The sequence below is a fragment of the Streptomyces sp. NPDC042201 genome, from assembly GCF_055582185.1.
Genome location: NZ_JBVJDS010000009.1, coordinates 58383 through 83823 on the forward strand (window position 1 = coordinate 58383; position 25441 = coordinate 83823).

Genomic DNA, 25441 nt, shown 5'->3' on the forward strand with positions numbered 1-25441 from the left:
GGGGCTCGCTTCTTGGTGGAGGAGAGAGATTGAGTACCACGCGGCCCCGCCCGTCGACACCCGCGTCCGACACCCAACGGCGGATCCGCCGCAGCCCGTTGCTGTTCACGGCGCCCATCGTGCTGCTCGGGATACTCGTCGTGATCCTCCTGTGGGAGATAGTCCGGTCCAATATGACGGCGGAAGCACAGATCGAGTGGCCCTGGCGGCTGCGGCTGCTCGACGCGGATCCGCTGGGAAGTCTGCTGGCGGTCGGCGCCGGTGTGGTCTTCGGCAGGGCCCAGTACGCCCGTACGGTCAGGCCCTATCTGGGGTGGCGGGCGGCCTGGGAGAAGGGGCACCTGAAGTCGGACGCCGCGGCGTGGCACGTGGGCATCCTCAATGGCGGGCAGCACGCCGCGGTGATCGAGAGCTGCGACTGCCGAGTGGTTCTGGCGGGGCAGAGCGACAGCGCCGACGCACAGTGGACAGACACAGCCGACACCACGGCCGTACTGACCGCGGCGGGACTGACGGTCAGGGAAGACTTCCTGATCGTCAACTTCGGTGCGGGGTTCCCTCTGGTCAGCACGGGAAACTACGAGACCGTGACGGCGGGGACCTTCTCGAAGCGCTTCGTCGACGAGGTTGAGGCGCTGTATCTGCGGGTGCGTGTCACGGATGCCGTGGGCGACAGCCATGAGCGGATCGTGGACTGTCTGAAGGCGGCGAGGATCTCGCCCCGCTCCGCGTAGCCCTCCGGATCTCACCCTGGCGGGGGCGGCCCGACCGGCTGCCCGGCGTGCCGCGCGGCCTGGTTCGCGATGATCGTCCTGGGCAGGGGGCGGTAGCACCGGTCCGATCCGTACATCCGGTAGCGGCGATTTCAAGACAGGACTAGTCCTCACCCGCTGATGAAGCGGTGATTGCACCGGGTGTTCGCAAACGGGACCGTCCCTGGGCAGCCCGAGGTGGCGAGTGGTCGGGGGTGCGGTGGGTTTGTCGAACGTGCGTCCTGAAGTCGACCTTGTGTGTTACCGGCCAGTCTCGAAATAGTGGGCACGTCAACCTCCGTGTCAGGACACCCCACATGCCCTGGCGCGGCCCCCACAGGAGGTCAGAGTTGAAGCATCTGCGTGTTTCCAAGAAGCGGGCGACCATGGCGGGCAGTGCCGTTGTCGCTCTGGTGATGGCGGGCGTTACCTTCCAGACTGCGAACGCCAGTGAGGCTACTCCTGAGTTCACGGTGAAGTCGCTGACGGCGACGGCGGCCGGAAACCTCGCATCCACCCTCGATGAGAGCCTGGGCGGCGACGCGGCCGGCTCGTACTACGACGCCACGTCGAAGGCGCTCGTGGTGAATGTCGTCAACGAGCAGGCGGCCGAGACCGTTCGCCAGTCGGGCGGCAAGGCCAAGCTGGTCGAGAACACCCTCGCCGAGCTCAAGAGCGCCCGGCAGACCCTCACCGACAAGGCGACCATCCCGGGTACGTCCTGGGTCGTCGACCCGGTGACCAACAAGGTGGTCGTCACGGCCGACCGTACGGTCAAGGGCGAGGCGTGGAGCAAGCTCAGCGGCGTGGTCAAGGGGCTGGGCGGCAAGGCCGAACTCAAGAGGACGGCGGGGGAGTTCAAGCCCCTCATCGCCGGCGGCGACGCCATCTGGGGCGCGGGCTCGCGCTGCTCGCTCGGCTTCAACGTGGTCAAGGGCGGCGAGCCGTACTTCCTGACCGCCGGGCACTGCACGGAGGCCGTCCAGAGCTGGTCCGACTCGCAGGGCGGCGGCGAGATCGGGGCGAACGAGGGCTCCAGCTTCCCGGGCAACGACTACGGCCTGGTCAAGTACACCGCCGACGTGGCGCACCCGAGTGAGGTCGACCTCTACGACGGCAGCACGCAGGCGATCACCGGTGCGGGCGACGCGACCGTCGGCCAGACCGTGACCCGCAGTGGCTCCACCACCCAGGTGCACGACGGTCAGGTCACCGGGCTCAACGCCACCGTGAACTACGGCGGCGGCGACATTGTCGAGGGGCTCATCCAGACCACGGTCTGCGCCGAGCCGGGCGACAGTGGCGGCGCGCTCTTCGCGGGCAGCACCGCGCTCGGGCTGACCTCGGGCGGCAGCGGCGACTGCTCCTCGGGCGGTGAGACGTTCTTCCAGCCGGTGCCGGAGGCGCTCGCCGCGTACGGTGCCCAGATCGGCTGACCGGCTGACCGAAGACCGGCCGCGAAGACCGGCCGGCGCGCAATCGCTTCACGGAGCCCGGCCCACCACTGGTGGGCCGGGCTCTTCCGGTATCCGCGCAGGTGGGAAGGGGCTGAGTGGCCGAGCCCCCGGCTATCGCACGAACGTTCGAAACTTGGTCTATGGTGGAGGACGGGGAGGTGAGAACGGAATGATCCAGGAGGTGCGATGCCCGGTTTCACGCATCTGCACACCGTCTCCGGGTTCTCCCTGCGGTACGGGGCCTCTCATCCGGAGCGGCTGGCCGAGCGCGCCGCCGGGCGCGGCATGGACGCCCTCGCCCTGACCGACCGCGACACCCTCGCGGGCGCGGTCCGCTTCGCCAAGGCATGCGCCAAGGAGGGGGTGCGGCCGCTCTTCGGGGTGGAGCTCGCGGTGGGTGAGCGAGCGCGCAAAGAGGGGCCCACCGAGCGACGGCGCACCCCGGTGCGCGGCGGCGCCTTCATCGACGAGTCCGCGCCCCGCGCGGTCTTCCTCGCCAGGGACGGCGCGGCGGGCTGGGCGGAGCTGTGCCGGCTGGTCTCCACCGCGCACGCCTCGGGGGACGGCGGCCCGCTGCTGCCCTGGCAGGACAATCACGGCGCCGGCCTGACCGTGCTGCTCGGACCCGGCTCCGAGATCGGCCTGGCCCTCGCGGCGGGACGCCCCGACCGGGCCGCCCGGCTGCTCGCGCCCTGGCGCGAGATCTACGGTGACGCGCTGCGTCTGGAGGTCGTGCACCACGGGCGCCGGGGCACCGGGGCGGGCTCGCTGCGGCATGCCGCCCGTACCCTCGGCTTCGCCACCGAGCAGGGCGTACGGGCCGTGCTCAGCAACGCCGTGCGCTACGCCGACGCCGGACAGGGCTCGGTCGCCGATGTCCTCGACGCGGCCCGCCGGCTGGTCCCCATCGACCCGCGCAGGGGCCTGGACAGCGGGGAACGCTGGCTCAAGGACCCGGCGGGGATGGTCCGTACCGCCGAGCTGGTCGCCGAGGCCGCCGGATTCCGGCGTGACACCGCGCACCGGCTGCTGGCCCTGACCGAGGAGACCGCCGCCGGCTGTCTGGTCGACCCCGAGGACGATCTGGGGATCGGTACCGTCCACTTCCCCGAACCGCGGCTGGTCGGCGCGGACCGCCGTACCGCCGCGCGGGTGCTGCGCTCGCGCTGCGCCGCCGGGATGGTGCTGCGCGGCTACGACCGGGACCGGGAGTACTGGGCGCGGATGGACACCGAGCTGCGCACGATCGACCGGTTCGGCTTCGCCTCGTACTTCCTCACCGTCGCCCAGGTCGTCGACGATGTACGGGGGATGGGCATCCGGGTCGCCGCGCGCGGCTCGGGCGCCGGCTCCCTGGTCAACCATCTGCTGGGGATCGCACACGCCGACCCGGTCGCGCACGGACTGCTGATGGAACGGTTCCTCTCGACCCGGCGGCCCGGACTGCCCGACATCGACATCGACGTCGAGTCCGCGCGGCGGCTGGAGGTCTACCGCGCCATCCTCGGCCGCTTCGGCCCCGAGCGGGTCGCGGCCGTCGCCATGCCGGAGACCTACCGGGTGCGCCATGCCGTACGGGACGTGGGCGCGGCCCTCTCCATGGATCCGGCCGAGATCGACCGGATCGCCAAGTCCTTCCCGCACATCCGGGCCCGTGACGCGCGCGCCGCGATGGAGGAGCTGCCGGAGCTGCGGGCCGTGGCGGGGGAGAAGGAGAAGTACGGACGGCTGTGGGACCTGGTGGAGGCGCTGGACGCGCTGCCGCGCGGGATCGCCATGCACCCGTGCGGAGTGCTGCTCTCGGACGCCTCGCTGCTGCGCCGTACCCCGGTGGTGCCGACCAGCGGCGAGAGCTTCCCCATGTCCCAGTTCGACAAGGAGGATGTCGAGGAGCTGGGGCTGCTCAAGCTCGATGTGCTGGGCGTACGGATGCAGTCGGCGATGGCGCACGCGGTCGCGGAGATCGAACGTGCCACGGGCGAGACGGTGGACCTCGACGATCCGGAGCAGGTCCCGGAGGGCGATCCTGAGACCTACCGGCTGATCCGCTCGGCCGAGACGCTGGGCTGCTTCCAGATCGAGTCGCCGGGCCAGCGCGATCTGGTCGGCAGGCTCCAGCCGGCCACCTTCCACGATCTGGTGGTCGACATCTCGCTCTTCCGGCCGGGACCGGTGGCGGCCGATATGGTGCGGCCGTTCATCGAGGCCAGGCACGGCCGGGCGCCCATCCGTTATCCACACCCGGATCTGGAGGAACCGCTGCGCGAGACCTATGGCGTGGTCGTCTTCCACGAGCAGATCATCCAGATGGTCGACATCATGACCGGCTGCGGCCGGGAGGAGGCGGACAAGGTACGGCGAGGTCTGTCCGACCCCGAGTCGCAGGGCAGGATCCGTGCCTGGTTCGAGCAGCGGACGCGGCGGAAGGGGTACGCGCCCGAGGTCGTCGCGCGCGCCTGGGAGATCGTCGAGGCCTTCGGCTCGTACGGCTTCTGCAAGGCGCACGCCGTCGCCTTCGCCGTACCGACCTACCAGTCGGCCTGGCTCAAGGCGCATCATCCGGCTGCTTTCTACGCCGGGCTGCTCACCCATGACCCGGGGATGTATCCGAAGCGGCTGCTGCTCGCGGACGCCAGGCGGCGCGGCGTGCCGGTGCTGCCGTTGGATGTGAACCGGTCGGCGGCCGCACATAAAATCGAACTGGTGTCTGATAGCAGGGGTGCGGGCGAGGTGTGGGGGCTGCGGCTGGCGCTCGGTGACGTCCATGGCATCAGCGAGGCGGAGACGGCGCGGATCGCGGCCGGACAGCCCTACTCCTCGCTGCTGGACTTCTGGCAGCGGGCCAGGCCCGGCCGGCCCGTCGCCGAACGGCTCGCCCAGGTGGGCGCGTTGGACGGATTCGGCGCCAACCGGCGCGATCTCCTGCTGCATCTGTCCGAACTGCACGGAGCCCAGCGGAAGACCGGCTCCTACGGGGATCAGCTTCCGCTCGGCGGCGGGCGGCGGACCGCCCCCGCCGGACTGCCCGACCTGGGTGACGCGGAACGTCTCAGCGCCGAGCTGGGCGTACTCGGCATGGATGCCTCCCGTCACCTGATGGAGGATCACCACGCGTTCCTGAAGGAGCTGGGAGTGATGTCGGCCAGGCGGCTGCGCGAGGTGCCGCACGGCAGGACCGTACTGGTCGCGGGTGCCAAGGCGGCGACCCAGACCCCGCCGATCCGCTCCGGCAAGCGGGTCATCTTCACAACGCTGGACGACGGTACGGGCCTGGTCGACCTCGCCTTCTTCGACGACAGCCACGAGGCGTGCGCGCACACCGTCTTCCACTCCTGGCTGCTGCTGGTGCGCGGGGTGGTGCAGCGGCGCGGCCCGCGGAGTCTGAGTGTGGTGGGCGCCGCGGCCTGGAATCTGGCGGAGCTGGTGGAGCTGCGGAAGGCCGGCGGGCTGGACGCGGTCGCGGCCGCGCTGGACGCTCCGGGGCCGGCGGGTTCCGACGACGGCCGGGGCCCGGCGGATTCCGACAACGGCCGGGGCTCGGCGGATTCCCCGGGCTCGGCGGGTTCGGGCCCGTCGGGTTCCCCGGGCTCCTCCGGTGACAACGGCCGGCGCATCCACCTGCCCACGGGCTATGAGATGAATCCCTGGGCGGACCTCCAGCCGCCGGGCGAAGGCATGCCGACCGGACGGAAGCTGTGGCACTCCAGCCCGGGGAGCGCGGGATGATCCTCTGCGTCCGGTTCCATTCCGCCCCGGTCGAGCACGCCTCGGGGCGGGCGACGAGCGGGGCCGAGGCGGCGCTGCCCGCCCTGCTCGGGCTGATCGAGGACATCAGTCCTGCCGTCCAGGCGCTGCCGCCGGACGCCGCGCTCGTCGATGTACGCGGCGCGGAACGGTACTTCGGGCAGGACGCGGCCGGGATCGCCTCCGTACTGCGGGTGCGGGCCCTCGCGCATCTCGGCGCCGGCTGCACGATCGGGGTGGCCGGCACCCCGATGCTGGCCCGGATGGCCGTCCAGCAGGCCGAGCCGGGAGCGACCTTCGTGGTGGCCGACGACGAACGCGCGGTGAGGCGGTTCCTGGAGCCCAGGCCGGTCGCCGCGCTGCCGGGGATCGGCGCCGCGACGGCCCGTGTGCTCCGCTCGTACGGACTCGACACGGTCGGGAAGGCCGCGGCCGTGCCGCTGTCGACGCTCCAGCGGATCGCCGGGGTACGCATGGGGCGCGAGCTGCACGAGAAGGCGCACGGCGTCGACCGTACGGCGGTCGCCCCGAACGCCGCCGCCCGCTCACTGGCCGCTGAACGCGCCTTCTCCCATGACGAGCTGGACCGGGGGGCGCAGCGGCGCGCACTGCTCTCGATCGCCGGGGAGCTGGGCGTACGAATGCGGGGAACGGACCAGGTGTGCCGCTCACTGGCGCTCACCGTGCGGTACGCCGACCGGTCCACGACCACGCGTACGCGCGCTCTCGTGGAGCCGACCGCCCATACCCCGGCGCTGGCGGCCGCCGCCTACGCGTTGCATGACGCGCTGGGTCTGCAGCGTGCTCGGGTGCGCGCTGTTTCCCTCCGGGCCGAGAGGCTGACCGATGTCGAATTCGCCGGCCATCAGCTCACTTTTGACCAGCGGGCGACTCGCGCGCGCACGCTGGAGCCGGTGATCGACCGGCTCAACTCCCGGTGGCCCGGGGCGGTCAGGCCCGCGACGCTCGCCGGTCCGGCTCGTGGCGCCGCCTGAAAGCCTGTCGGGTGACCTCTGATCGGAGGTCACCCGACAGGCTCTGACCGCTGGAGGCCGGTACCGCCGCCGCGAGTTTTTACCGACGCGTAACTTCCCTCCGCACGCTTACTCGTGCGTAACTTGTCATGAGCACAGCCATCTTGGTGGTCCGGGCCACAGGGCTGACAGCCTCGCCATTTCCCTTGAGCCGCAAGGAGATCGCCCGATGCTGCCCTGGAAACGCGCGCTCGGACCACTGACCGCGCTGCTGTTGGCCGCCACGGTCACCGTCACCCCCGCCGTTGCCGCCACCACCTCCGCCCCAGCCACCACCTCCGCCGCCGCGCACAGCGCGGCCGCGCCGAGCAGCGGCTGGAACAACTACTCCTGCAAGCCCTCCGCCGCCCACCCCCGGCCCGTCGTCCTCGTCCACGGCACCCTCGGGAACGCCGTCGACAACTGGCTCTCCCTCGCCCCGTACCTGGTGAGCCGCGGATACTGCGTCTTCTCCCTCGACTACGGGCAGCTCCCCGGGGTGCCGTTCTTCTACGGCCTCGGCCCCATCGACGCCTCGGCCGGACAGCTTGCCGCCTATGTGGACCGGGTGCTCGCCGCCACCGGTGCCGCGAAGGCCGATCTCGTCGGCCACTCCCAGGGCGGCATGATGCCGCGCTACTACCTGAAGTTCCTGGGCGGGGCGGCGAAGGTGAACGCCCTGGTCGGCCTGGCCCCGAGCAACCACGGTACGACCCTGCTCGGGCTGACCGAACTGCTGCCGTACTTCCCCGGAGCGGCGGACCTGCTGAACGAGAAGACCCCCGCGCTCACCGACCAGGTGGCCGGATCAGCCTTCCTCACCAAGCTCAACGCGGGCGGCGACACGGTGCCCGGGGTCCGCTACACCGTCATCGCCACGCGCTACGACGAGGTGGTCACCCCGTACCGCACGCAGTTCCTGACCGGTCCCGACGTACGCAATGTGCTGCTCCAGGACCTGTGCCCGGTCGACATCTCCGAGCATGTGGCGATCGGGACGATCGACAGGATCGCCTTCCACGAGGTGGCCAACGCCCTCGATCCGGCCCGCGCCACCCCGACCACCTGCGCCTCGGTGTTCAGCTGACGGACACGGCGCCGCAGGGCCCCGCACAGCACGGCGACAGCCGCCCGCTCCGGTGGAGGGACCGGAGCGGGCGGCTGTCCGTGGGCGTACGGCCGGTGGGTCAGCGGCTGTGACGTCCGGACGGTACGGCCCTGCGCCGGGCCGCGCCGAACAGCACCGCGGCGCCGAACGCCAGCGTGGCCGAGCCACCGATCGCGAGGTACGGGGTGGCGGCGCTGCCACCGGTCTCGGCGAGGTTCTCCTGACCGCCGGCGGGCTGCTGTTCCCGCTCCTCGGCCGGGCCGGCGGCGCCCTTCGCCTCGGGCGCGTTGGCGTAGGCGGAGTCCTCCGGCCGGTCGGCCGAGGCGGTGTCCGATGCGGCCTCCGTCACCTCGGCGCCCGTACCGGCATCGTTGTCACCGTGGCCGTCGTGCTCGACGGAGGACTTGTCCGCACCGTCGGCGAGCTCCTCGTCGGTGGGCGCGGAGGCGGCCGGAACGGCGCCGCCCGCGCTGCCGTTGTCCCGGCCGAAGACCACGTCGGAGCAGGTGTAGAACGCCTCGGGGCTGTCCGAGCGCTGCCAGACGGAGTAGATCAGATGACGGCCCGACCTGTTCGGGACGATGCCGGTGAAGACATAGTCGCCGTTCACCAGCTTCGGGTCCGTGACCGTGAGGAAGGGCTTCTCCTCCAGGTCCGACCAGGCCAGCGGCTTGCCGGGGTCGTAGCCGTCCTTGGTGATGTACAGCTCGAAGGAACCCCTGTGCGGCGCGGTGCCCTTGTAGCGGAAGGTGCGATTGCCCGCGGTCATCTCGGACGACGGCCAGTCGCCGCGCGCCAGATCGAGCCCCTTGTACTTGTCGTTGCCCGCGCTGCACAGCTTTCCGTCCGGGATCAACTGCTGATGCTTCCCCGCGGCGTTGGCGATATTGAGGCCGTTCCAGTCGTAGAGCGCCTGCGTACCGCCGGCCGCGACCGCCGCCTTGCACGCCGCCGACCGCGGGTTCTCGGGCCCCTCGGCGAAGCAGGCGGCCACCCGGCTCACCGGATCCGTCATCGACCCATGAGCGGCGGCCGGCGCGGCGGCGAGCCCGGCCAGCGCGAGCGGAGCGAAGCCGAGGACGACGATCCCGGTGGCCGTACGACGAGCGGTCATGAACTGGTTCTCCTTCGGGGCGGCACGGGTGAAGCCGCCGGAGCGGCGGGAAACCTCCCCGTTCCCACGCCGCCCCGGCGATCAGCAAGCTAGCCGCTCCACACCCCGAAATCGCCTGCGAGCAGGGGGTGATGGCGATCCTTATGGTCCTGTTAAGCCGACGCTAAGAGGCCGCTGAGGATGCGCCCGCCCGGATCAGTTCGACCGGGTGATGGTGTTGGTGTCCAGCGTCACGGCGCCGTTGCGGGCCAGTACCTGGCCGTCGATCGTCACCCCCGTGGTCACCGTGATCGAGGTCAGGGCCAGGATGGTGCCCACGAAGGCGGTGCCGGTGCCGAGCGTGGCGGAACTCCCGACCTGCCAGGAGACATTGCGCGCCGCGGCGCCGTTGACGAGGAGCACGCTGCTGGCGGACGCCGTCGTCAGCGTCGAGCCGATCTGGAACACCCAGGCGGCGTTGGCATCGCCCGCGGCGTCCAGGGTGACGGTGCCGGTGAGCGCGAGGGACGAGGCGGCGTTGTAGACGCCCGGAGCCAGTGTCAGACCACCGAGATCGCCGGAAATGGTGGAATCCGGAGGCAGTGCGGCGGCGCGGTTGTACGTCACGGTCAGGTCGGCCTGGGCCTGCGCGGCGGTGGCATCCCCGGCGTGGGTGGCCCCGTTCACCACGCCGGGCGGGAAGCCGGTGATCGCCGTCCCCGGGCTCACGCCGAGGTCTCCGGTGACCACGGAAGGACCGGTATTGGTGACCGTCGTGCCGGCCAGCACGGCGAAGCTCGTCAGATAGGTATAGGCGTTCAGGGCGGTGGTGGTGCCACCGAGGGTGGTGACGGACACATCGACGGGTCCTACCGTTCCGGCGGGTACCACGGCGTCGATCTCGGTGTCCGAGGCGATCCGGTAGGAGATGACGGGTACGCCGTCGAAGGTCACGCCGGTGGTGTAGAGGAAGGCGGTGCCGGTGATGACGACGAGATTGCCGCCGGCCACCGGTCCGGAATCGAAGGTGACGGCAGTGATGGCAGGCGCGTTGAGGTAGGTGTAGGTCAGTCCGCTGCCGACACCGCCCCGGGCGACGACGGTCACGGCCACCGACCCCGCCGCGACCACCGAGGGGACGGTCACGAGGAGTTCGCCGTCGGAGACGACGACGAACGTGGCGCTCTGGGCGCCGAAGTGGACCTCGCTCGTGGTGTAGAGGCCGACGCCGGTGATGAGGACGGTGTTACCACCTGCCACCGGGCCCGCGGGGGGCGTGATGACGCGGATGGACGGCGGCGGCAGGTAGTAGAAGGTGCCGATGACGCCGGTTCCTCCGGGCGTGGTGACGGCGACCGGCACGGCGCCGTTGCCGGCGGGGGTGGTGGCGTCGGTGGTGGTGTCGTTGACGACCGCGAAGCTGGTGGCCCGGCGGGGGCCGAAGCGTACGTCGGTGGTGCCGGTGAAGTGATGGCCGGAGAGGATCACCTCGTCGCCGCCCCCGGTGGAACCCTGGTTCGGTGCAAGCGACATGAGGGTGCTCCCTACTCGACTGGTCGCGCCCGGCACTCGACTGGTCGCGCCCGGCGCGCGGCGACGGTGGCGCGGCTGTCGGTTCGACTCCACCCAGTAACCCACCCACGAAAAGCCCCGACAATGGACCCGACGCGGTGTCACCCGAACGGCCCAGCGCGCGCGGCGCTTTGTCGGCAGGGAGCGCACCACCGCCACGCCCCCCGCGAGTCCGCGAGCGCTCCTCAGCCGATCCAGCGGTAGCGGCGTTCGGGGCGGCCCGTGCCGCCGTAGCGGAGGGTCACCTCCGCCCGGCCCGTGTCCGCGAAGTACTCCAGGTACCGGCGCGCGCTCACCCGGGAGAGGGCCCCCGCGTCCGCGCACTCCGTGGCCGAGAGCCCGTCGGAGTGCTTGCGCAGGGTGCGTTCGACCAGGTCGGCCGTGTGGGCCGCCAGGCCCTTGGGGAGTTCGCGGCTGCCGGGCGGACGGGTGCCGAAGATCTGGTCGACGTCCTCCTGGCGGGCCTCGCCCAGACCGGCCAGGCGGGTGCGCAGAGAGGCGACATGGCGCAGCTGTTCCTGGAGCGCCGCCTGGCTGAAGGGCTTGATCAGATAGTGCAGCGCGCCCGCCCGCAGCGCCGCGCGGATGACTCCCGCGTCCCTCGCCGCCGTGATGAACAGCGCGTCGACGCTGATACGGCTCCGGTCCCGCTCCTCCGCCGCCCGCAGCTCGCGCAGCACGGCGATCCCGTCCATGTCGGGCAGATAGATGTCGAGCAGCACGAGGTCGGGCCACAGCCGCTCGGCCGCGCGCAGCGCCTCGGCGCCGTTGTGCGCCACCCCGACGACCGTAAACCCGTCCATAGCGGACACATAGCGGCTGTGCAGCTTCGCGACCATGAAGTCGTCGTCCACCACCAGCACTTTCGTCACGCCGACACGCTAAGCCGCGACCGTAACGACCACAACGTCCGTTGATTGCGGAAGAGAGACAGCTTCTTAACACGCAGGCAACATGTGGGCCACTTCACATAGCTTTTCGAAAGGCGGCACACGTGCGATTGCGCACCCCCCTGGCCCTGCTCGGGTCAGCGCTGCTGGTGCTGGTGGGGCCACCGCTGCTCACCTCGGGCAGCGGCGCCGACACCGGTACGCAGATCCCCGGCCTGCGTTTCATGGTCCCGAACACTCCCGGCGGCGGCTACGACATCACCGCGCGCACGTTGGCCAAGAACGCCGAGGACGCCGAGCTCACGCACAACATCGAGGTGTTCAACCTGCCCGGTGCCGGTGGCACCGTCGGCCTCACCAGGCTCGTGGGTGAGCACGGCAACGGCAAGCTCGCCATGTCCATGGGCCTCGGTGTCGTCGGAGCCGTACACACCAACAAAACGCCCAAAACCCTCGCCGACACGACTCCGATCGCCCGGATCACCGAAGAGTCGGACATCGTCGTCGTCGGGAAGGACTCCCCGTTCCGGACGATGGACGACCTGGTCAAGGCCTGGCAGGCCAACCCCGCCAAGGTGCCCGTCGGCGGTGGCTCCTCGCCCGGCGGACCCGACCATCTCGCCGCCATGCTGACGGCGAAGGCCGCCGATGTGGTGCCGAAGTCGGTCAACTACATCCCCTTCGACGGCGGCGGTGAACTCCTCGCCTCGATCCTCGGCAACAAGGTCTCCTTCGGCGTCTCCGGTCTCGGCGAATATCTCGACCAGATCGAATCGGGCGAGCTGCGGGTCCTCGCGGTCACCGGCCCCGAGCGGGTGGCCGGCCTGGACGCGCCCACCCTGCGCGAGTCGGGACTCGACACCGACTTCACCAACTGGCGCGGCATCGTGGCACCGCCCGGCATATCCGACGCCCAGCGCGCCAAGCTGCTCGCCTTCTTCGAGAAGCTGCACGACTCGCCCGAGTGGAAGGCGTCCCTCAAGAAGAACGGCTGGGCCGACGCCTTCCTCCCCGGCGACAAGTTCGGCGACTTCCTCGCCGATGAAGACCAGCGCGTGGACTCCGTCCTGAAGGAGCTGGGACTGTGACGACGCAGACCAATACCCCCGACACCCCCGGTGTCCCCGAAACACCACCCCCCGCCCCCCGGTCGTGGCTCCGCGAGCACTCCGAGATCGGCGTCAGCCTGCTGCTGTTCGCCATCGGCGTCCTCGTCCTCACCGACGCCCTCACCATGAACGTCGAGATCGCCCAGCGCGGTCCCGTCGGCCCCAAGACCGTCCCGATCGTCGTCGGAATCGGCCTGCTGGTCGTCGCCGTCCTCCTCACCCTCGACGTCCTGCGCGGCGGCCGCGGCGAGGCGGAAGGCGGCGAGGACATCGACCTGAGCGAGCCCAGCGACTGGCGCACCGTGCTGCTGCTCGCCGGTGTTTTCCTCGCCAACGCCGTCCTCATCGGCCCGCTCGGCTTCCCGATCTCCGGCGCCCTGCTCTTCTGGGGCTCGGCGTACGCGCTCGGCAGCCGTCACTACGACCGTGACCCGCTGATCGCCGCGGGCCTCGCGCTCGTCACCTACTTCGTCTTCAACAACCTGCTCGGTGTCCCCCTCCCCGGTGGCCCGCTGATGGGGGTGCTGTAACCGATGGACTCCCTCAACTCCCTCCTCGACGGCTTCGGCACGGCGCTCACGCCGGTCAATCTGCTCTGGGCCGCGATCGGTGTGCTGCTGGGCACGGCGATCGGGGTACTCCCCGGCATCGGCCCCGCCATGGCGGTCGCCCTGCTGCTCCCGGTGACGTACGGACTCGAACCGACCGGTGCGTTCATCATGTTCGCCGGTATCTACTACGGCGCGATGTTCGGCGGCTCCACCACCTCCATCCTGCTCAACACGCCGGGTGAGAGCGCGGCCGTCGTGGCCGCGATAGAAGGCAACCCGATGGCGAAAGCCGGACGGGGAGCCCAGGCACTGGCGGCGGCCGCGGGCGGTCACTTCGCCGGCGGCATGATCGGCACGATCCTGCTGGTGGTCCTCGCCCCGACCGTCGCCTCACTGGCGGTGGACATCGGTGCTCCCGACTACTTCGCGATCATGGTGCTGGCGTTCATCGCCGTCACCTCGGTGCTCGGCTCGTCCCGTATCCGCGGTCTCGCCTCGCTGCTCATCGGTCTCACTCTCGGCCTCGTCGGCCTGGACCAGATGACCGGCCAGCAGCGGCTGACCTTCGGCACGCTCCAACTCGCCGACGGCATCGATGTGGTGATCGTCGCGGTCGGTCTCTTCGCGATCGGCGAGGCCCTGTGGGTCGCCGCCCATCTGCGGCGCTCCACGGGCGAGGCGATTCCCGTCGGCCGCCCCTGGCTCGGCAAGGAGGATGTCCGGCGCACCTGGAAGCCCTGGCTGCGCGGACCGGTCATCGGCTTCCCGTTCGGCGCGATCCCGGCCGGCGGCGCGGAGATACCCACCTTCCTCTCGTACGTCACCGAGAAGCGGCTCTCCAAGCACAAGGACGAGTTCGGCAAGGGCGCCATCGAGGGCGTGGCGGGACCGGAGTCGGCGGCCTCGGCCTCGGCGGCCGGGACACTGGTCTCGATGCTGACCCTCGGACTGCCCACGACGGCCGTCGCCGCCGTGATGCTGGCCGCCTTCCAGCAGTACGGCATCCAGCCGGGACCGCTGCTCTTCGAACGCGAACCGGACCTGGTCTGGGGCCTGATCGCCTCGCTCTTCGTCGGCATGGTCCTGCTGCTCGCGCTCAACCTGCCGCTCGCGCCGGTCTGGGCGAAGCTGCTGCGCATCCCGCGCCCGTATCTCTACGCGGGAATCCTCTTCTTCGCGGCCGTCGGCGCGTACGCGGTCGGCGGGGAGGCGCTGGACCTGATCATCCTGCTGATCATCGGTCTGATCGGTTTCGGAATGCGGCGCTACGGACTGCCGGTGCTGCCGGCCGTGATCGGCGTCATCCTCGGCCCGGCCGCGGAACAGCAGCTGCGCCGCGCCCTGCAGATCAGCGACGGAAGCGTGACCGGCCTGGTCAACACGCCGTTCTCGGTGGCGGTGTACATCGTGATCGTGCTGCTGCTGGCCTGGCCGGGAGTGAAGAAGCTGATTGCCGTACGCCGTCGCCGTGAGGTATCGGCGCCGTGATGTTCCTCTGAGGACGTCCGGGGGGGTGAAGGCCGCGTCGGTCGCGGCTTTCACCCCCCGGACGCTCTTGTTTCAGCGGGCGAATCGCCGGCAGGCAGCTGTCCCGGCGTGACCCGGTGATAACCGGGCCGGAGTTGTCAGTGGTGCCTGGCACCATCGGGACATGACCACGATCGACTGGGACGCGACCGCCGACTCCTTCGACCTGGAGCCCGATCACGGGCTGCTCGACCCCGCCGTCCGCGCGGCCTGGGCGGGCCGGCTGACGGACTGGCTGCCCGGGGAGCCGTCCAGAGTGCTCGACCTCGGCTGCGGTACGGGCAGCCTCTCCCTGCTCGCCGCGGAACAGGGCCATCAGGTGACGGCCGTCGACCTCTCCCCGCGCATGGCCGCGCTGGCCGGGACCAAGCTGGCGGGGACCGGCGCCGAGGTCCTGGTGGGTGAGGCGGGCCGGCCGCCGGTGGGGGAGCGGACCTTCGATGTCGTCCTGGCCCGGCATGTGCTGTGGCTGCTGCCGGATCCCGAAGAGACGCTGCGCCACTGGTCGTCGCTGCTGCGGCCGGGCGGCCGGCTGGTGCTCGTCGAGGGCGTCTGGTCCGGCTCAGGTCTGCCCGCGTCCCGTCTCATCACGGCCCTGGCCCCGCTCACCGAGCGGGTCCACCACGAGCGCCTCTCCGCGGACCCGGCCCTCTGGGGCCGCGCTGTCGACGACGAGCGGTACGCACTGATCGCCCGGACGGCCGAGCCCCGGCGCCATACCGAGGTGGTCGATGTCCATCTGATCCTGCGCAGGGGCGAGGAGGTGCTGCTCGCCCGCCGCGCGGGGACGGGATACGCCGACGGCCTGCTGAACGGCCCCTCCGGGCATGTGGAGTCGGGCGAGGATGTCCGTACGGCCATGATCCGCGAGGCGTTCGAGGAGATCGGCGTCCGGCTGACCCCGGACGATCTGCGCGTCGCACTGGTCATGCAGCACCGCGGCCCGGCGGGACAGCCGCGGATCGGCTGGTTCTTCGAGGCGGAGTACGGCGCGGGAGGCGAGCCGTACAACCGCGAGCCGCACAAGTGCTCGGGGCTCTCCTGGCATCCCCTCTCCGCCCTCCCGGACGACATGGTCGCCTACTGCCGGGCGGCCATCGACGCCTACCGCGCCGGCGAACGCTTCGTCATCCACTGGCACAAGAACGACGACCCGATCGCCCACACCCCCAACGGCCCCGACCGCGCGACCCCCCTACCCGCCACCACCACTGGCGGAACCCCGGCCGGAACGCGGCGCTAGGGCAGGGTGCGGACGTGGCGGACTTCTGTTGCGCAGATCTTGTAGCCGAACCATCGGTTGATCGCCAGCATCGGGCCGTTGTCCGCGTCGTTGCTGGTGAAGGCCTCCGTGTAGCCGGCCGCGCGGGCGCGGCGCAGGGAGTCGGTCTTGGCGAGCTTCGCCAGGCCCCGGCCGCGGAAGGCGCGCAGGGTGCCGGTCATGCCGGACGCGTAGCGGGTGCGTCGATCCGTCTGGGCCGCCGTGAACGCGGCGACTTGGCCGTCGACCACCACCACAGTGGTGAGCTCGCGGTCCAGGCCGGGATCGCGCCAGGTGTGGTTCAGCCAGTCCTCGTAGTCGTCGAAGGACATGCTGATGTCGCCCGGTTCGTCGGACGTGGCCTCCGCGTCCGCCTTGAACAGCGGCCGCGGATCGTCGGCGTAGTCGGCCGCCGTGCGCAGTTCGACCCCCGCGGGCAGCGGCGGCAGGTCCGGCAGGGTGCCGTGCGCCAGGTCCAGCCGCTGGAAGTGCGCCGGGCGCCTCGGCCGGTAGCCGCGGTGCTCGGCGAAGGCCAGGCTCGCCGGTTCGTCCATCACCCAGGAATAGACGCTGGTCGCGCCCTCGGCCGCGAGATGCTCCTCGGCGGCACGGAGGATCAACGTCCCCGTACCCCGGCCCCGGCGTTCCGGGTGGACATGGGGGGTGACGGACGACTGGCCGGGCTCACTGCTGTCGTACACGATGCCGACGTGCGCCGTACCGACTATCTCCCCGTCCTCCTCGGCGACCAGCAGCCGGTACTTCTTGGCCGGATGAGCGGTCGCCACCTCGAACAGGATCGCCTCCTCGGTGATTACGTGGAACGGAAGGCAGGCACGCCGCAGACCGACCACGGCCCCGGCGTCCTCGGTGCGGAAATCACGGACAATCACAGTCATGGGGCGGCACGCTACGGGTCCGTTCCTCCGGAGCGCCTCCCATTTACCGGTCGCGCTCACCGGTCGCGCGCCGCCCTGACCCGGCCGGCCGTGAGGGAGAATCACTCCGTGACCTTGAAGATCGTGATCGACCCGGCCGCCGCGACGGCTCCGTACGAGCAGCTCCGTACCCAGATCTCCGCGAAGGCCCGCTCGGGCGCGCTGCCCGTGGGGTACAAACTCCCGACCGTACGGGGGCTCGCCGAGGACCTGGGGCTGGCCGCCAACACCGTCGCGAAGGCCTACCGCGCGCTGGAGACCGACGGGGTGATCGAGACCCGCGGCAGGAACGGCACCTTCATCGCCGCCGCCGGCGATGCCGCCGAGCGCGAGGCCGCGGCCGCCGCGCGGGCGTACGCGGAGCGCGCGCAGCGCCTGGGACTGAACAGGGCCGCCGCGCTCGCGGCCGCCGAGGACGCGGTCCGGGCCGTCTACACGAAGTGACAGCGCCCCCACGGGCCCCGGGGGACCGGTCCGGGTAACGACCTGGTGCACGATAGCCAGTGGATCAGCGAGCGGCGTCTTGCGGCTTCGCATCCAAGGCGGAGGAGGGAGGCGACGCGGAGCGTCGTCGACTGACGACAACGTCGGAGGCGGAGTCGCAGGGCGTCGGGAGCCCGCTGGCTATCGTGCACCAGGTCGTAAGTCCCCGGGCCGGGGTTCAGAGATAGAGGCCGGCGTCCGCCACCGACTGCTGGGCCGGGACCGCCGCAGGACCGCTGCCCCGGCGCAGCGCGTACAGCTCCGCCAGCGTCGCGCCCTCACGGCCGACCGTCGCCTCCCAGTCGCCGTCCTCCCTCTTCAGCCAGGACAGCGCCTCCGAACGGGTCAGCGATCCGACCTCGATCCTGGCCAGACAGCGGCCGGGACGCACCACCGCCGGGTGCAGCCGTTCCAGATCCTCATTGGTCGTCACCCCCACCAGTACGTTCCTGCCCTGGCCGAGCAGACCGTCGGTGAGATTGAGCAGCCGGGACAGCGCCTGACCCGCCGTGTGCTTGGCCTCGCCGCGGATCAGTTCGTCGCAGTCCTCCAGCAGGAGCAGCCGCCACCGGCCCTTGGCCGAGCCGTCGTCCTCGCCGATCGCGATGTCCATCAGATAGCCGACGTCGTTGAAGAGCCGCTCCGGGTCGAGGACGCAGTCGACCTGGCACCAGTCGCGCCAGGAGCGCGCCAGCGTGCGCAGCGCGGACGTCTTGCCGGTGCCCGGCGGGCCGTGCAGCAGCAGCAGTCGGCCCGCGATGTCGTCCGGGGTCACCTTCATCAGCCGGTCCATCGCGTCGGCCACCGGCGCGGTGTAGTTGGGCCTGACCTCGTCCCAGGTGCCGGCGGCGATCTGCCGGGTGGTGCGGTGCGGGCCGCGCCGCGGTGAGACGTACCAGAAGCCCATGGTCACGTTCTCGGGCTGCGGCTCCGGTTCGTCCTGCGCGCCGTCCGTCGCCTGCTGATGGATCTTCTCGGCGAGCTCGGAGCTGACGGCGGTCACCGTGACATCGGCGCCGCGGTTCCAGCGGGACACCAGCAGCGTCCAGCCGCTGCCCTCGGCGAGGGTCGCGCTGCGGTCGTCGTCCCGGGCGGAGCGCAGCACCGAGGCTCCGGGCGGCAGCAGCGTCACGCCCGTTTTGACCCGGTCGATCGTAGAACTGTGGGAGTACGGCTGCTCGCCCGTCGCGAAGCGGCCGAGGAACAGCGCGTCGACCACATCTGACGGCGAGTCGCTGTCGTCGACGTTGAGCCGGATCGGCAGTGCGTCCTGAGGCTTGGCAGACATGCCGCCCATGATCCGGCACAGGGACGGCCGATGCACGGTGTTTTGCCCTGTGGCGGCGTGCTGTCCAACGGTCCCGGCCGCCGGGGCGGGCGGCCGGGACCGTCGTGGGGCGGTTGATTCCGCCCGGTCAGATGCGGCCAGCGCCCTCCGTCCGGCCGGCCACGCGGGCGGCCCGCCGGGCGCGGCGGACCGGGGCTTACCCCTCCGCCGACTGGAGTGGCCGTCCGGATGGGCGAAGGAGACGGACGCGTCGCCCAACTCCACGGCGCGGATCTCCCGGAAGCGCAGGGTCTCGAACCCGAGCGAAAACGAAGGCGAGCTCAAGCGGTCAGCCCTCGTTCGCCGGGCCTCGCACAGGGCCGGAGTCCAGGACTCTGGCAGTGAAGTTGGCCAATTGCGCCCGCATCCTTTCGCGCGGCACACGCTCATGCCCGGCCAGATGCTCGACAAGGTCGGCTCGGGTGGCTGCGAGCAGGGCGTGAGCGGTGAAGTCGCTGTCGGTCAGGCCGGGGATCTGCTCCAGCATGGTGTCCAGCAGGCCGTGCCAACGCCCGTAATGCTCCGCCTGGTACGGGCTCCCGCTCCCGCTCTCCTCCAGGGCCAGCATGAGGGGGCGGTTGTCGAGCTTGAAGCACAGCAGGGCGTCGAGCAGCGCGGGTACGCGCTGCCGCGGCGGGGTCGCGGGGCCCAAGGGCGGCGGTCCGGCTTCAACGGCCTCCCTGACCGGTTCCAGCCGCGCTTCGCACAGCGCGCGCAGCAGGCCGGGGCGGTCGCCGAAGGCCCGGAAGAGTGTTCCTTTGCCGACGTCGGCCGCTGCTGCGACGGCGGCCATGGTGATGCCTTCCGGGCTCTCGCCGCGGGCGAAGAGAGCGTCGGCGGCCGCGAGGACGGCCTGCCGGTTACGGGCGGCATCCTTGCGGGGCTTGCGCTCGGGCATGGGGCGTCCTCCATTTGCAAAGCGGACCCCGGGTCCGTATCTTCAAAGCGGACCCATGGTCCGTATTCTATGAGATGGAGGATACCCATGTCTGCACCGACTTCTCCGGTGGACCTCTTCCGCCACAGCCTGCGGCTGTTGCTGGACAAGGACATTCCCGCGTGGGTCGCCTTGTGGGCCGAGGACGGCTTCATGGAGTTCCCCTTCGCCCCTGACGGCTGGCCGAAGCGTCTGGAGAGCAGGGAGGCCATCGCCGCGTACATGCGCCATTACCCGGATCACATCGATCTGCATGACTTCCCCGAGTTGCGGATCCACCAGACCACCGATCCTGAGACCATCGTGGTCGAGATGCGTGGCGTCGGCCGCCTGGTGGAGTCCGACCGCCCCTTCGACATGACCTACATCGCCGTCGTAACAGTCCGGGACGGGCACATCACCTCCTACCGCGACTACTGGAACCCCCTCGCGGTCCTCGAACCCGGCACCGATTTCACCGGGAGCAGCCGATGACAACCACCGGCACCACCTTGGTCATCGGCGCCACCGGCACCACCGGCAGCCGTACCGCGGCGCAGCTGTCAGCCTTCGGCCACCGCGTCAAAGCCGCCAGCCGTCGCGCCGTCAACGTCCCCGGCGCGGAGTCGGTCGCATTCGACTGGTACGAACCCGCCACTCACGCCGCCGCCCTCGACGGAGCCGACCGCGTCTACCTGATACCGCCCGTAGGCGACGCCGACCCGGCGGCGGTCATGGTGCCGTTCCTCCGGCGGGCCCGCGCGGCCGGCGTGCACCGTGCGGTGCTGCTCAGCTCCTCGGCCATCCCCGCGGGCGGCCCCGCGGTGGGAGCGGTGCACCAGGTGCTGCCCGATCTGTTCGAACAGTGGGCGGTGCTGCGGCCCTCGTGGTTCATGCAGAACTTCACCGGCACACACGCGCATGCCGTGAGCATCCGTGAAGAAGGCACCATCTGGACCGCGGCCGGGAGTGGCCGGGTCGGCTTCGTCGACGTTGAGGACATCGCGGCCGTCGCTGTCCATGCTCTGACCGACGCACATGCCCCCAACGCCGATCTCGTCCTCACCGGGCCGGAGGCGCTCAGCTACGACGACATCGCCACCACCATCACCCAGGTCACCGGCCGACCCGTGGACCACCACCGCCTGTCCTACGAACAGATGCGCGACCGCCTCGCGGCGCAAGTGCCGCTGGAGTTCGCCTCGATGCTGGCCAGCATGGACCGTGCCATCGCCGAGGGGGCGGAGGACCGCATCACCGACACCGTCCAGCGCCTCGCGGGTCAACCCGCGCGCACATTCCACGCTCTCCTCGAACGAGAGATGGAATGAAGCAGCTCGGCATCGGGTTCGTTGTCTACTCGCCGCTCGATTGAGGCTTCGTCGCCGGCGCCGCCCGCGCAGCGCGGTCCGCCGCGGCTCCGGCGCCCTCTCGATCGTCTGCACCTTGCTCAGCTGCCCGTACCGGGTCGGCGTGGACAGCCGGTTCACCGGCACCCGTGACAGGTTCACCCGGCCCCATGCGAACGCCGAGATCTCCTCCACCCGTTCCATGGCCCGCACCATCGCGGTGCCCGTCGACTTCACAGGCGGCGTACGCAGCCGTTCCAGCTCCGAGACCCGCTTGCCCTCTGGCGCCACCAGCAGTTCGGCCAGCGCTGGCGCGAGCGCGGGATCGGCCCGGCGCGCGGCACGGGCCACTGCCTCGTACACGCGCCTCTCAGCCGCCGTGCGGGCTTCCGAGATCTGGCGGGCCAACACCGAGACTCCGGACAGCAGCACCCGGTTCTTCCGCAGCCACGTCACCGCGTGGTTGAACAGCGCCACCGGTCCCTCGGCGTGCGTCCACGCCCGCCCGTAAAGGAAGCCGCGGAACTCCCGCTCCCACTTCCGGTCGGTGAAGTCCCGGTACGTGAACCGCTCCTGTACCTCAACTACTCACACCCGGAGCCATCGCGACGTTCGAGCCCTCCCCTGAGCCGTTTTCATGATGGTCCGATACGGGTGGATATACGACGTTATTGATGATTTGGACCGTATGGCAAGACCTGGTACGGGGACTCACCTTTTTACTTCTTTGGCCGTACTTCGACGGTCACTTCCGGAACTTCCCTGATCGGATCCACCCGATCTGGCACGAACCGACGCGGTTCTGACGGTCCGTCAGAAGACCGCACCGAACGTCCTTGGCATGAACACTTCCAGTGAACTGTGCTGCCTGGTAACAAAGTTGAGGCAGAAATCCTGCCAAGGAGAGGGTCCATGAAACTGTCCCGAATTACGGCATTCTCGTCCTCGCTGCTCCTCGGCGCCGTGCTCGCTCTTACCGGAGCGGCCTCGGCCCAGGCGGCGCCCTCGGCCGCCGCTGTCGACTATGTGGCTCTCGGTGACTCGTACTCCTCGGGAGTCGGATCCGGCAGCTACGACAGCGCCAGTGGCAACTGCTTGCGCACTCCCAAGGCGTACCCCGCCCTCTGGGCTGCGGCGAACTCGCCGTCGAGCTTTGCCTTCACCGCGTGCTCCGGCGCCCGTACGGGTGATGTGACCGCCGGTCAGCTGGGCCCGCTCACCTCGGCCACCGACCTTGTCAGCATCAGCATCGGGGGCAATGACGCGGGCTTCGCCGACGTCATGACCACCTGTGTCCTCCAGTCCGAGGCCACCTGTCTCAGCCGGGTCGCCACGGCGCGCGCCTTCGTCGACAGCACCTTGCCGGGGAACCTCGACTCGGTGTACACGGCGATCAGATCCAAGGCGCCGTCGGCCCGGGTCGTCGTCCTCGGCTACCCGCGCTTCTACAAGCTCAACGGCACCTGCATAGCGGGGCTCAGCGAGAACGAGCGCGCCGCGATCAACGGCGCCTCCGACTATCTCAACGCGGCGACCGCCAAGCGGGCGGCCGATCACGGCTTCACCTTCGCCAGTGTGGCCGGGGGCTTCACCGGTCACGAGATCTGCTCGGGCTCGCCCTGGCTGCACAGCGTGAACCTGTTCAACCTCACCGAGTCGTACCACCCCACCTCCGGTGGGCAGGTGGGCGGCTATCTGCCGGCCTTCGCCTCGGCCGCGTAGAAGTCGCCGCCGGCCGCTCCAGGCCGTCGGCGTCCGCGCGAGGCCGGCTCCGGGCCGCCGGGAACGGCGCCGGCCTCGTTGTGGCGATCTGTCCAACTCGCCCTGAAATCAGATGGATCGGGCAGTGGCTGTCAATCCCCGTACGGGTGTGGTTAATCGTCAGGACGGGATACACGGGTGTCGTGGGGGAGCGATAGGGTTAACCTGCCCGGGTCGGGTGCCCTCGTACGGGTGGGGAGTGACATGGAACAGATAACGATGCACAGCAGGGCACGAGTCCCTGCGATCACATGCGGGAGCAGCGCGACCAGTTCGCGCCTCGACCGCCATCTCTCGGTGCTCGGCGGTCCCGCCGTGCCCCAGCGTGAGACGGCCGAGGCGACGCTTCTGATGCGCGAGCTGACCTCACGTGACGCGTCGCGCACCCGCAGGAGCAGGAGTGCGCGGGTATCGCTCTTCGCGCCGCTGCGACGTCTGCGCCGCTCGCTGTTCGGCAGCCGCGGCTGACCCTCAACGCGTTCTGAAGCGCGCTCGGCCGATCACTCCGTCCGACGCAGTGCTGCTCTCCGCTCGTCCGTCATCCCCACGGCCTGCAGCAGTGCGTCGGCGCAGTCGCCGAGCGCGGGAACTCCTCGCCCCTCGACGCGACGGCCCAGCCGGCGGACCACTCCCCGCCGCCGGCTCCGGCCGGTCGCGTCGCGCTCGTTCAACCCCCGTGCCCTGTCTTTCCGTTCAGGCGTTCCGCAGGACCGCCGTTTTCCGTCACTTCCCGCTGGTGGCGTACGTCCTCACCGCGAGCGGTACGAACAGTACGAGAAGTGCGAGCGACCAGAGCACAGAACCGGCCACCGGATGTGCCACCGGCCAGGCGTTATTCGCGGCCGGGGCGGCCTGACCGAAGAGCTCGCGGACCGCCGTGGCGAGCGCGCTGATCGGGTTCCACTCGGCGACCGTACGCAGCCAGCCCGGCATTCCGTCCGTCGGGATGTACGCGTTCGAGAGCAGCGGCAGGACGAACGTCACGCTGCCCAGCTGGCCCGCCGCCTCCTCGTTGCGGATGAGAAGCCCCAGATATGTGCCCACCCAGGTGCTCGCGAAGCGGAAGAGCAGCAGCAGTCCGAAAGCGGCGAGCGCGTCGAGCACCCCGCCGTCGAGTCGCCAGCCCACCGCGAGCCCCACCAGCAGCAGCGGCACCATCCCGATCGCCGTGGTCAGCAGATCCGCCAGGGTCTGGCCGAGCGGCACGGCGACCCTGCTCATCGGCATCGTCCGGAAACGGTCCATGACCCCGCGCTGAACGTCCTGGGATGCCTGGAACATCCCGGTCATGATGCCGCCCGTGGCCGTCGCGGCCAGCAGCCCGGGCACCAGGAAGGCACGGTACTCCTCGCCCGGCATCGCCAGCGCGCTGCCGAAGACATAGCCGAAGAACAGCAGCATGGTGATCGGCATGGTCTGGGTGAGGATCACCACGCCGGGGGCGTGCCTGATCCGCTGGAGATGACGTCCCAGGACGGCTCCGCTGTCGTACGCGATCGTGCTCATGCGGTGTACTCCTTGTCGTGTCGGCGGGGCGCGCCGGCGCCCACCCGGTCCGCCGCGCGTCCGGTGGTGCGGTCGGTCAGCCGGAGGAAGACCTCGTCGAGCGTCGGCGGCCGCAGGCTCGCGTCGACCACCGGCACGCCCGCCGCGTCCAGCTCCCGGACGATCCGGGGCAGGGTCAGCGCGGGGTCCGTCGCCACGGCTCCCGCGGTACGGCGCTCCCGGTCGAGCACCGGCTCGGCGCCGGTCAGCCGGTCCAGCACACCCGCCGCCGCGATGAGCGCCGTCTCCATGGCCGCCTCCGTCGGCTCCTCGGCGAGGACCACCTCGGCGTACGAGCCGATGCGCGCCTTGAGTTCGGCCGGGGTGCCGCGGTGGGCGGCCCGGCCCTGGTCGATCAGCACGATGTCGTCGGCCAGCTGGTCGGCTTCCTCCAGGTACTGCGTGGTGAGCAGGATCGTGGTGCCCCGGGCGGCGAGTTCGCGCGCGGCGTCCCAGATCTGATTGCGGCTGTGCGGGTCGAGACCGCTGGTCGGCTCGTCGAGGAAGAGCACCCGGGGGCGGGTCAGCAGACTGGCGGCCAGATCGAGCCGCCGCCGCATACCGCCGGAGTAGGTCCGCGCCACCCGGTCGGCGGCGTCCGTCAGTTCGAAGCGCTCCAGGAGTTCATCGGCGCGTGCCCGGCCGGCCGCGCCCCTGAGGCGGAGCAGCCTGGCGAAGAGCCGGAGGTTCTCCCGGCCCGTCAGCTCGCTGTCGACGGAGGCGAACTGGCCGGTGACCCCGATCATCCGGCGCACCGCCGCCGGATCGCGGCTGACGTCGATCCCGGCGACCAGGGCGGTGCCCGCGTCCGGGGCGGTGAGCGTGGTCAGCACCCGTACGGCGGTGGTCTTGCCCGCCCCGTTCGGCCCGAGCACCCCGCAGACCGTGCCCTCGGCGACGGCCAGATCCAGCCCGCGCAGGGCACGCACATCGCCGAACCGCTTCTCCAGACCTTCACTAAGTACAGCGTACGTAGTTGTCATGCGGCCCACCGTAGCGCACTACGTACGTCGTACGTAACTACGATGGTGGACGAGGTGATGAT

The 25441-nt window shown here is 70.6% G+C and carries 21 protein-coding genes and 2 pseudogenes; 14 read left to right on the forward strand and 9 right to left on the reverse strand.

Annotated features, from left to right (window positions below; genetic code table 11):
- The first annotated feature begins 29 nt into the window (after window positions 1–29).
- From ACZ6MZ_RS22270 to ACZ6MZ_RS22290, 5 genes are all read left to right on the forward strand, one after another.
- Complete coding sequence (locus ACZ6MZ_RS22270; RefSeq protein ID WP_469353810.1) at window positions 30–734, forward strand: hypothetical protein; 705 nt, start codon at window positions 30–32, stop codon at window positions 732–734.
- A gap of 368 nt (window positions 735–1102) precedes the next feature.
- A complete protein-coding gene (locus ACZ6MZ_RS22275; protein ID WP_469353812.1) occupies window positions 1103–2188 on the forward strand; it encodes a S1 family peptidase in 1086 nt (361 codons plus the stop codon).
- A 207-nt stretch (window positions 2189–2395) separates the two neighbouring features.
- Window positions 2396–5935, forward strand: coding sequence for a DNA polymerase III subunit alpha (locus ACZ6MZ_RS22280; RefSeq protein ID WP_469353814.1), 3540 nt, complete (start codon window positions 2396–2398; stop codon window positions 5933–5935).
- Entirely contained in the window at window positions 5932–6948 is a 1017-nt protein-coding gene (locus tag ACZ6MZ_RS22285; protein WP_469353816.1) for a DNA polymerase Y family protein, read from the forward strand. Before ACZ6MZ_RS22280 ends, ACZ6MZ_RS22285 begins: the two co-directional genes overlap by 4 nt.
- Window positions 6949–7156: 208 nt before the next feature.
- Window positions 7157–8053, forward strand: a complete 897-nt coding sequence (locus ACZ6MZ_RS22290) for an esterase/lipase family protein (protein ID WP_469353817.1) — start codon at window positions 7157–7159, stop codon at window positions 8051–8053.
- A gap of 100 nt (window positions 8054–8153) precedes the next feature.
- On the opposite strand, the gene ACZ6MZ_RS22295 is transcribed toward ACZ6MZ_RS22290, so the two are convergent.
- The 3 genes from ACZ6MZ_RS22295 to ACZ6MZ_RS22305 form a co-directional block, all read right to left on the reverse strand.
- The gene (locus ACZ6MZ_RS22295; RefSeq protein ID WP_469353819.1) at window positions 8154–9188 is read right to left on the reverse strand and encodes a lytic polysaccharide monooxygenase auxiliary activity family 9 protein; all 1035 of its coding nucleotides are present in this window, start codon (window positions 9186–9188) and stop codon (window positions 8154–8156) included.
- A 195-nt stretch (window positions 9189–9383) separates the two neighbouring features.
- Window positions 9384–10700, reverse strand: coding sequence for an ice-binding family protein (locus ACZ6MZ_RS22300; protein ID WP_469353820.1), 1317 nt, complete (start codon window positions 10698–10700; stop codon window positions 9384–9386).
- Between the two features lie 224 nt (window positions 10701–10924).
- Window positions 10925–11578 carry a response regulator gene (locus ACZ6MZ_RS22305; RefSeq protein ID WP_384183053.1) on the reverse strand — a complete coding sequence of 218 codons (654 nt, stop codon included), beginning with the start codon at window positions 11576–11578 and terminating at the stop codon, window positions 10925–10927.
- A 155-nt stretch (window positions 11579–11733) separates the two neighbouring features.
- On the opposite strand from ACZ6MZ_RS22305, the gene ACZ6MZ_RS22310 reads away from it, so the two are divergent.
- The 4 genes and pseudogenes from ACZ6MZ_RS22310 to ACZ6MZ_RS22325 all read left to right on the forward strand — a co-directional run.
- On the forward strand, window positions 11734–12717 hold the full coding sequence (locus tag ACZ6MZ_RS22310; RefSeq protein WP_389789479.1) for a Bug family tripartite tricarboxylate transporter substrate binding protein: 984 nt from the start codon (window positions 11734–11736) through the stop codon (window positions 12715–12717).
- Window positions 12714–13268 carry a tripartite tricarboxylate transporter TctB family protein gene (locus ACZ6MZ_RS22315; protein WP_384182807.1) on the forward strand — a complete coding sequence of 185 codons (555 nt, stop codon included), beginning with the start codon at window positions 12714–12716 and terminating at the stop codon, window positions 13266–13268. Before ACZ6MZ_RS22310 ends, ACZ6MZ_RS22315 begins: the two co-directional genes overlap by 4 nt.
- Before the next feature lie 3 nt (window positions 13269–13271).
- Window positions 13272–14777 carry a tripartite tricarboxylate transporter permease gene (locus ACZ6MZ_RS22320; protein WP_389944126.1) on the forward strand — a complete coding sequence of 502 codons (1506 nt, stop codon included), beginning with the start codon at window positions 13272–13274 and terminating at the stop codon, window positions 14775–14777.
- 163 nt (window positions 14778–14940) lie between these two features.
- A pseudogene (locus ACZ6MZ_RS22325) lies at window positions 14941–16032 on the forward strand (methyltransferase domain-containing protein); the annotation flags it as partial.
- Window positions 16033–16055: 23 nt separating this feature from the next.
- Here ACZ6MZ_RS22325 and ACZ6MZ_RS22330 read toward each other — a convergent pair.
- Window positions 16056–16976 (reverse strand): GNAT family N-acetyltransferase, encoded by a 921-nt coding sequence (locus tag ACZ6MZ_RS22330; RefSeq protein ID WP_389789484.1) that lies wholly within the window; start codon window positions 16974–16976, stop codon window positions 16056–16058.
- Between the two features lie 108 nt (window positions 16977–17084).
- Between ACZ6MZ_RS22330 and ACZ6MZ_RS22335 the strand changes: the two genes are divergently transcribed.
- A complete protein-coding gene (locus ACZ6MZ_RS22335; protein WP_384182814.1) occupies window positions 17085–17459 on the forward strand; it encodes a GntR family transcriptional regulator in 375 nt (124 codons plus the stop codon).
- Window positions 17460–17676: 217 nt separating this feature from the next.
- On the opposite strand, the gene ACZ6MZ_RS22340 is transcribed toward ACZ6MZ_RS22335, so the two are convergent.
- Window positions 17677–18786, reverse strand: coding sequence for a DUF5925 domain-containing protein (locus ACZ6MZ_RS22340; RefSeq protein ID WP_389789486.1), 1110 nt, complete (start codon window positions 18784–18786; stop codon window positions 17677–17679).
- 328 nt (window positions 18787–19114) lie between these two features.
- Window positions 19115–19723 (reverse strand): TetR/AcrR family transcriptional regulator, encoded by a 609-nt coding sequence (locus ACZ6MZ_RS22345; RefSeq protein WP_389789488.1) that lies wholly within the window; start codon window positions 19721–19723, stop codon window positions 19115–19117.
- 87 nt (window positions 19724–19810) lie between these two features.
- On the opposite strand from ACZ6MZ_RS22345, the gene ACZ6MZ_RS22350 reads away from it, so the two are divergent.
- On the forward strand, window positions 19811–20236 hold the full coding sequence (locus tag ACZ6MZ_RS22350; RefSeq protein WP_389789491.1) for a nuclear transport factor 2 family protein: 426 nt from the start codon (window positions 19811–19813) through the stop codon (window positions 20234–20236).
- On the forward strand, window positions 20233–21072 hold the full coding sequence (locus ACZ6MZ_RS22355; RefSeq protein WP_469353823.1) for an NmrA family NAD(P)-binding protein: 840 nt from the start codon (window positions 20233–20235) through the stop codon (window positions 21070–21072). The genes ACZ6MZ_RS22350 and ACZ6MZ_RS22355 overlap by 4 nt, the downstream gene beginning before the upstream one ends.
- Window positions 21073–21534: 462 nt before the next feature.
- Here ACZ6MZ_RS22355 and ACZ6MZ_RS22360 read toward each other — a convergent pair.
- A pseudogene (locus ACZ6MZ_RS22360) lies at window positions 21535–21612 on the reverse strand (hypothetical protein); the annotation flags it as partial.
- A 390-nt stretch (window positions 21613–22002) separates the two neighbouring features.
- On the opposite strand from ACZ6MZ_RS22360, the gene ACZ6MZ_RS22365 reads away from it, so the two are divergent.
- Both ACZ6MZ_RS22365 and ACZ6MZ_RS22370 read left to right on the forward strand, forming a co-directional pair.
- Window positions 22003–22812 carry an SGNH/GDSL hydrolase family protein gene (locus ACZ6MZ_RS22365; RefSeq protein ID WP_389789495.1) on the forward strand — a complete coding sequence of 270 codons (810 nt, stop codon included), beginning with the start codon at window positions 22003–22005 and terminating at the stop codon, window positions 22810–22812.
- A 243-nt stretch (window positions 22813–23055) separates the two neighbouring features.
- Window positions 23056–23319 (forward strand): hypothetical protein, encoded by a 264-nt coding sequence (locus tag ACZ6MZ_RS22370; protein ID WP_384182848.1) that lies wholly within the window; start codon window positions 23056–23058, stop codon window positions 23317–23319.
- 255 nt (window positions 23320–23574) lie between these two features.
- Here the strand turns inward: ACZ6MZ_RS22370 and ACZ6MZ_RS22375 are convergent, their stop codons facing one another.
- Together ACZ6MZ_RS22375 and ACZ6MZ_RS22380 are read right to left on the reverse strand one after the other, a co-directional pair.
- Window positions 23575–24357: an ABC transporter permease gene (locus ACZ6MZ_RS22375; RefSeq protein WP_469353825.1), complete on the reverse strand. Its 783-nt coding sequence runs from the start codon at window positions 24355–24357 to the stop codon at window positions 23575–23577.
- On the reverse strand, window positions 24354–25379 hold the full coding sequence (locus ACZ6MZ_RS22380; RefSeq protein ID WP_469353827.1) for an ATP-binding cassette domain-containing protein: 1026 nt from the start codon (window positions 25377–25379) through the stop codon (window positions 24354–24356). The genes ACZ6MZ_RS22375 and ACZ6MZ_RS22380 overlap by 4 nt, the downstream gene beginning before the upstream one ends.
- Window positions 25380–25441: the final 62 nt, after the last annotated feature.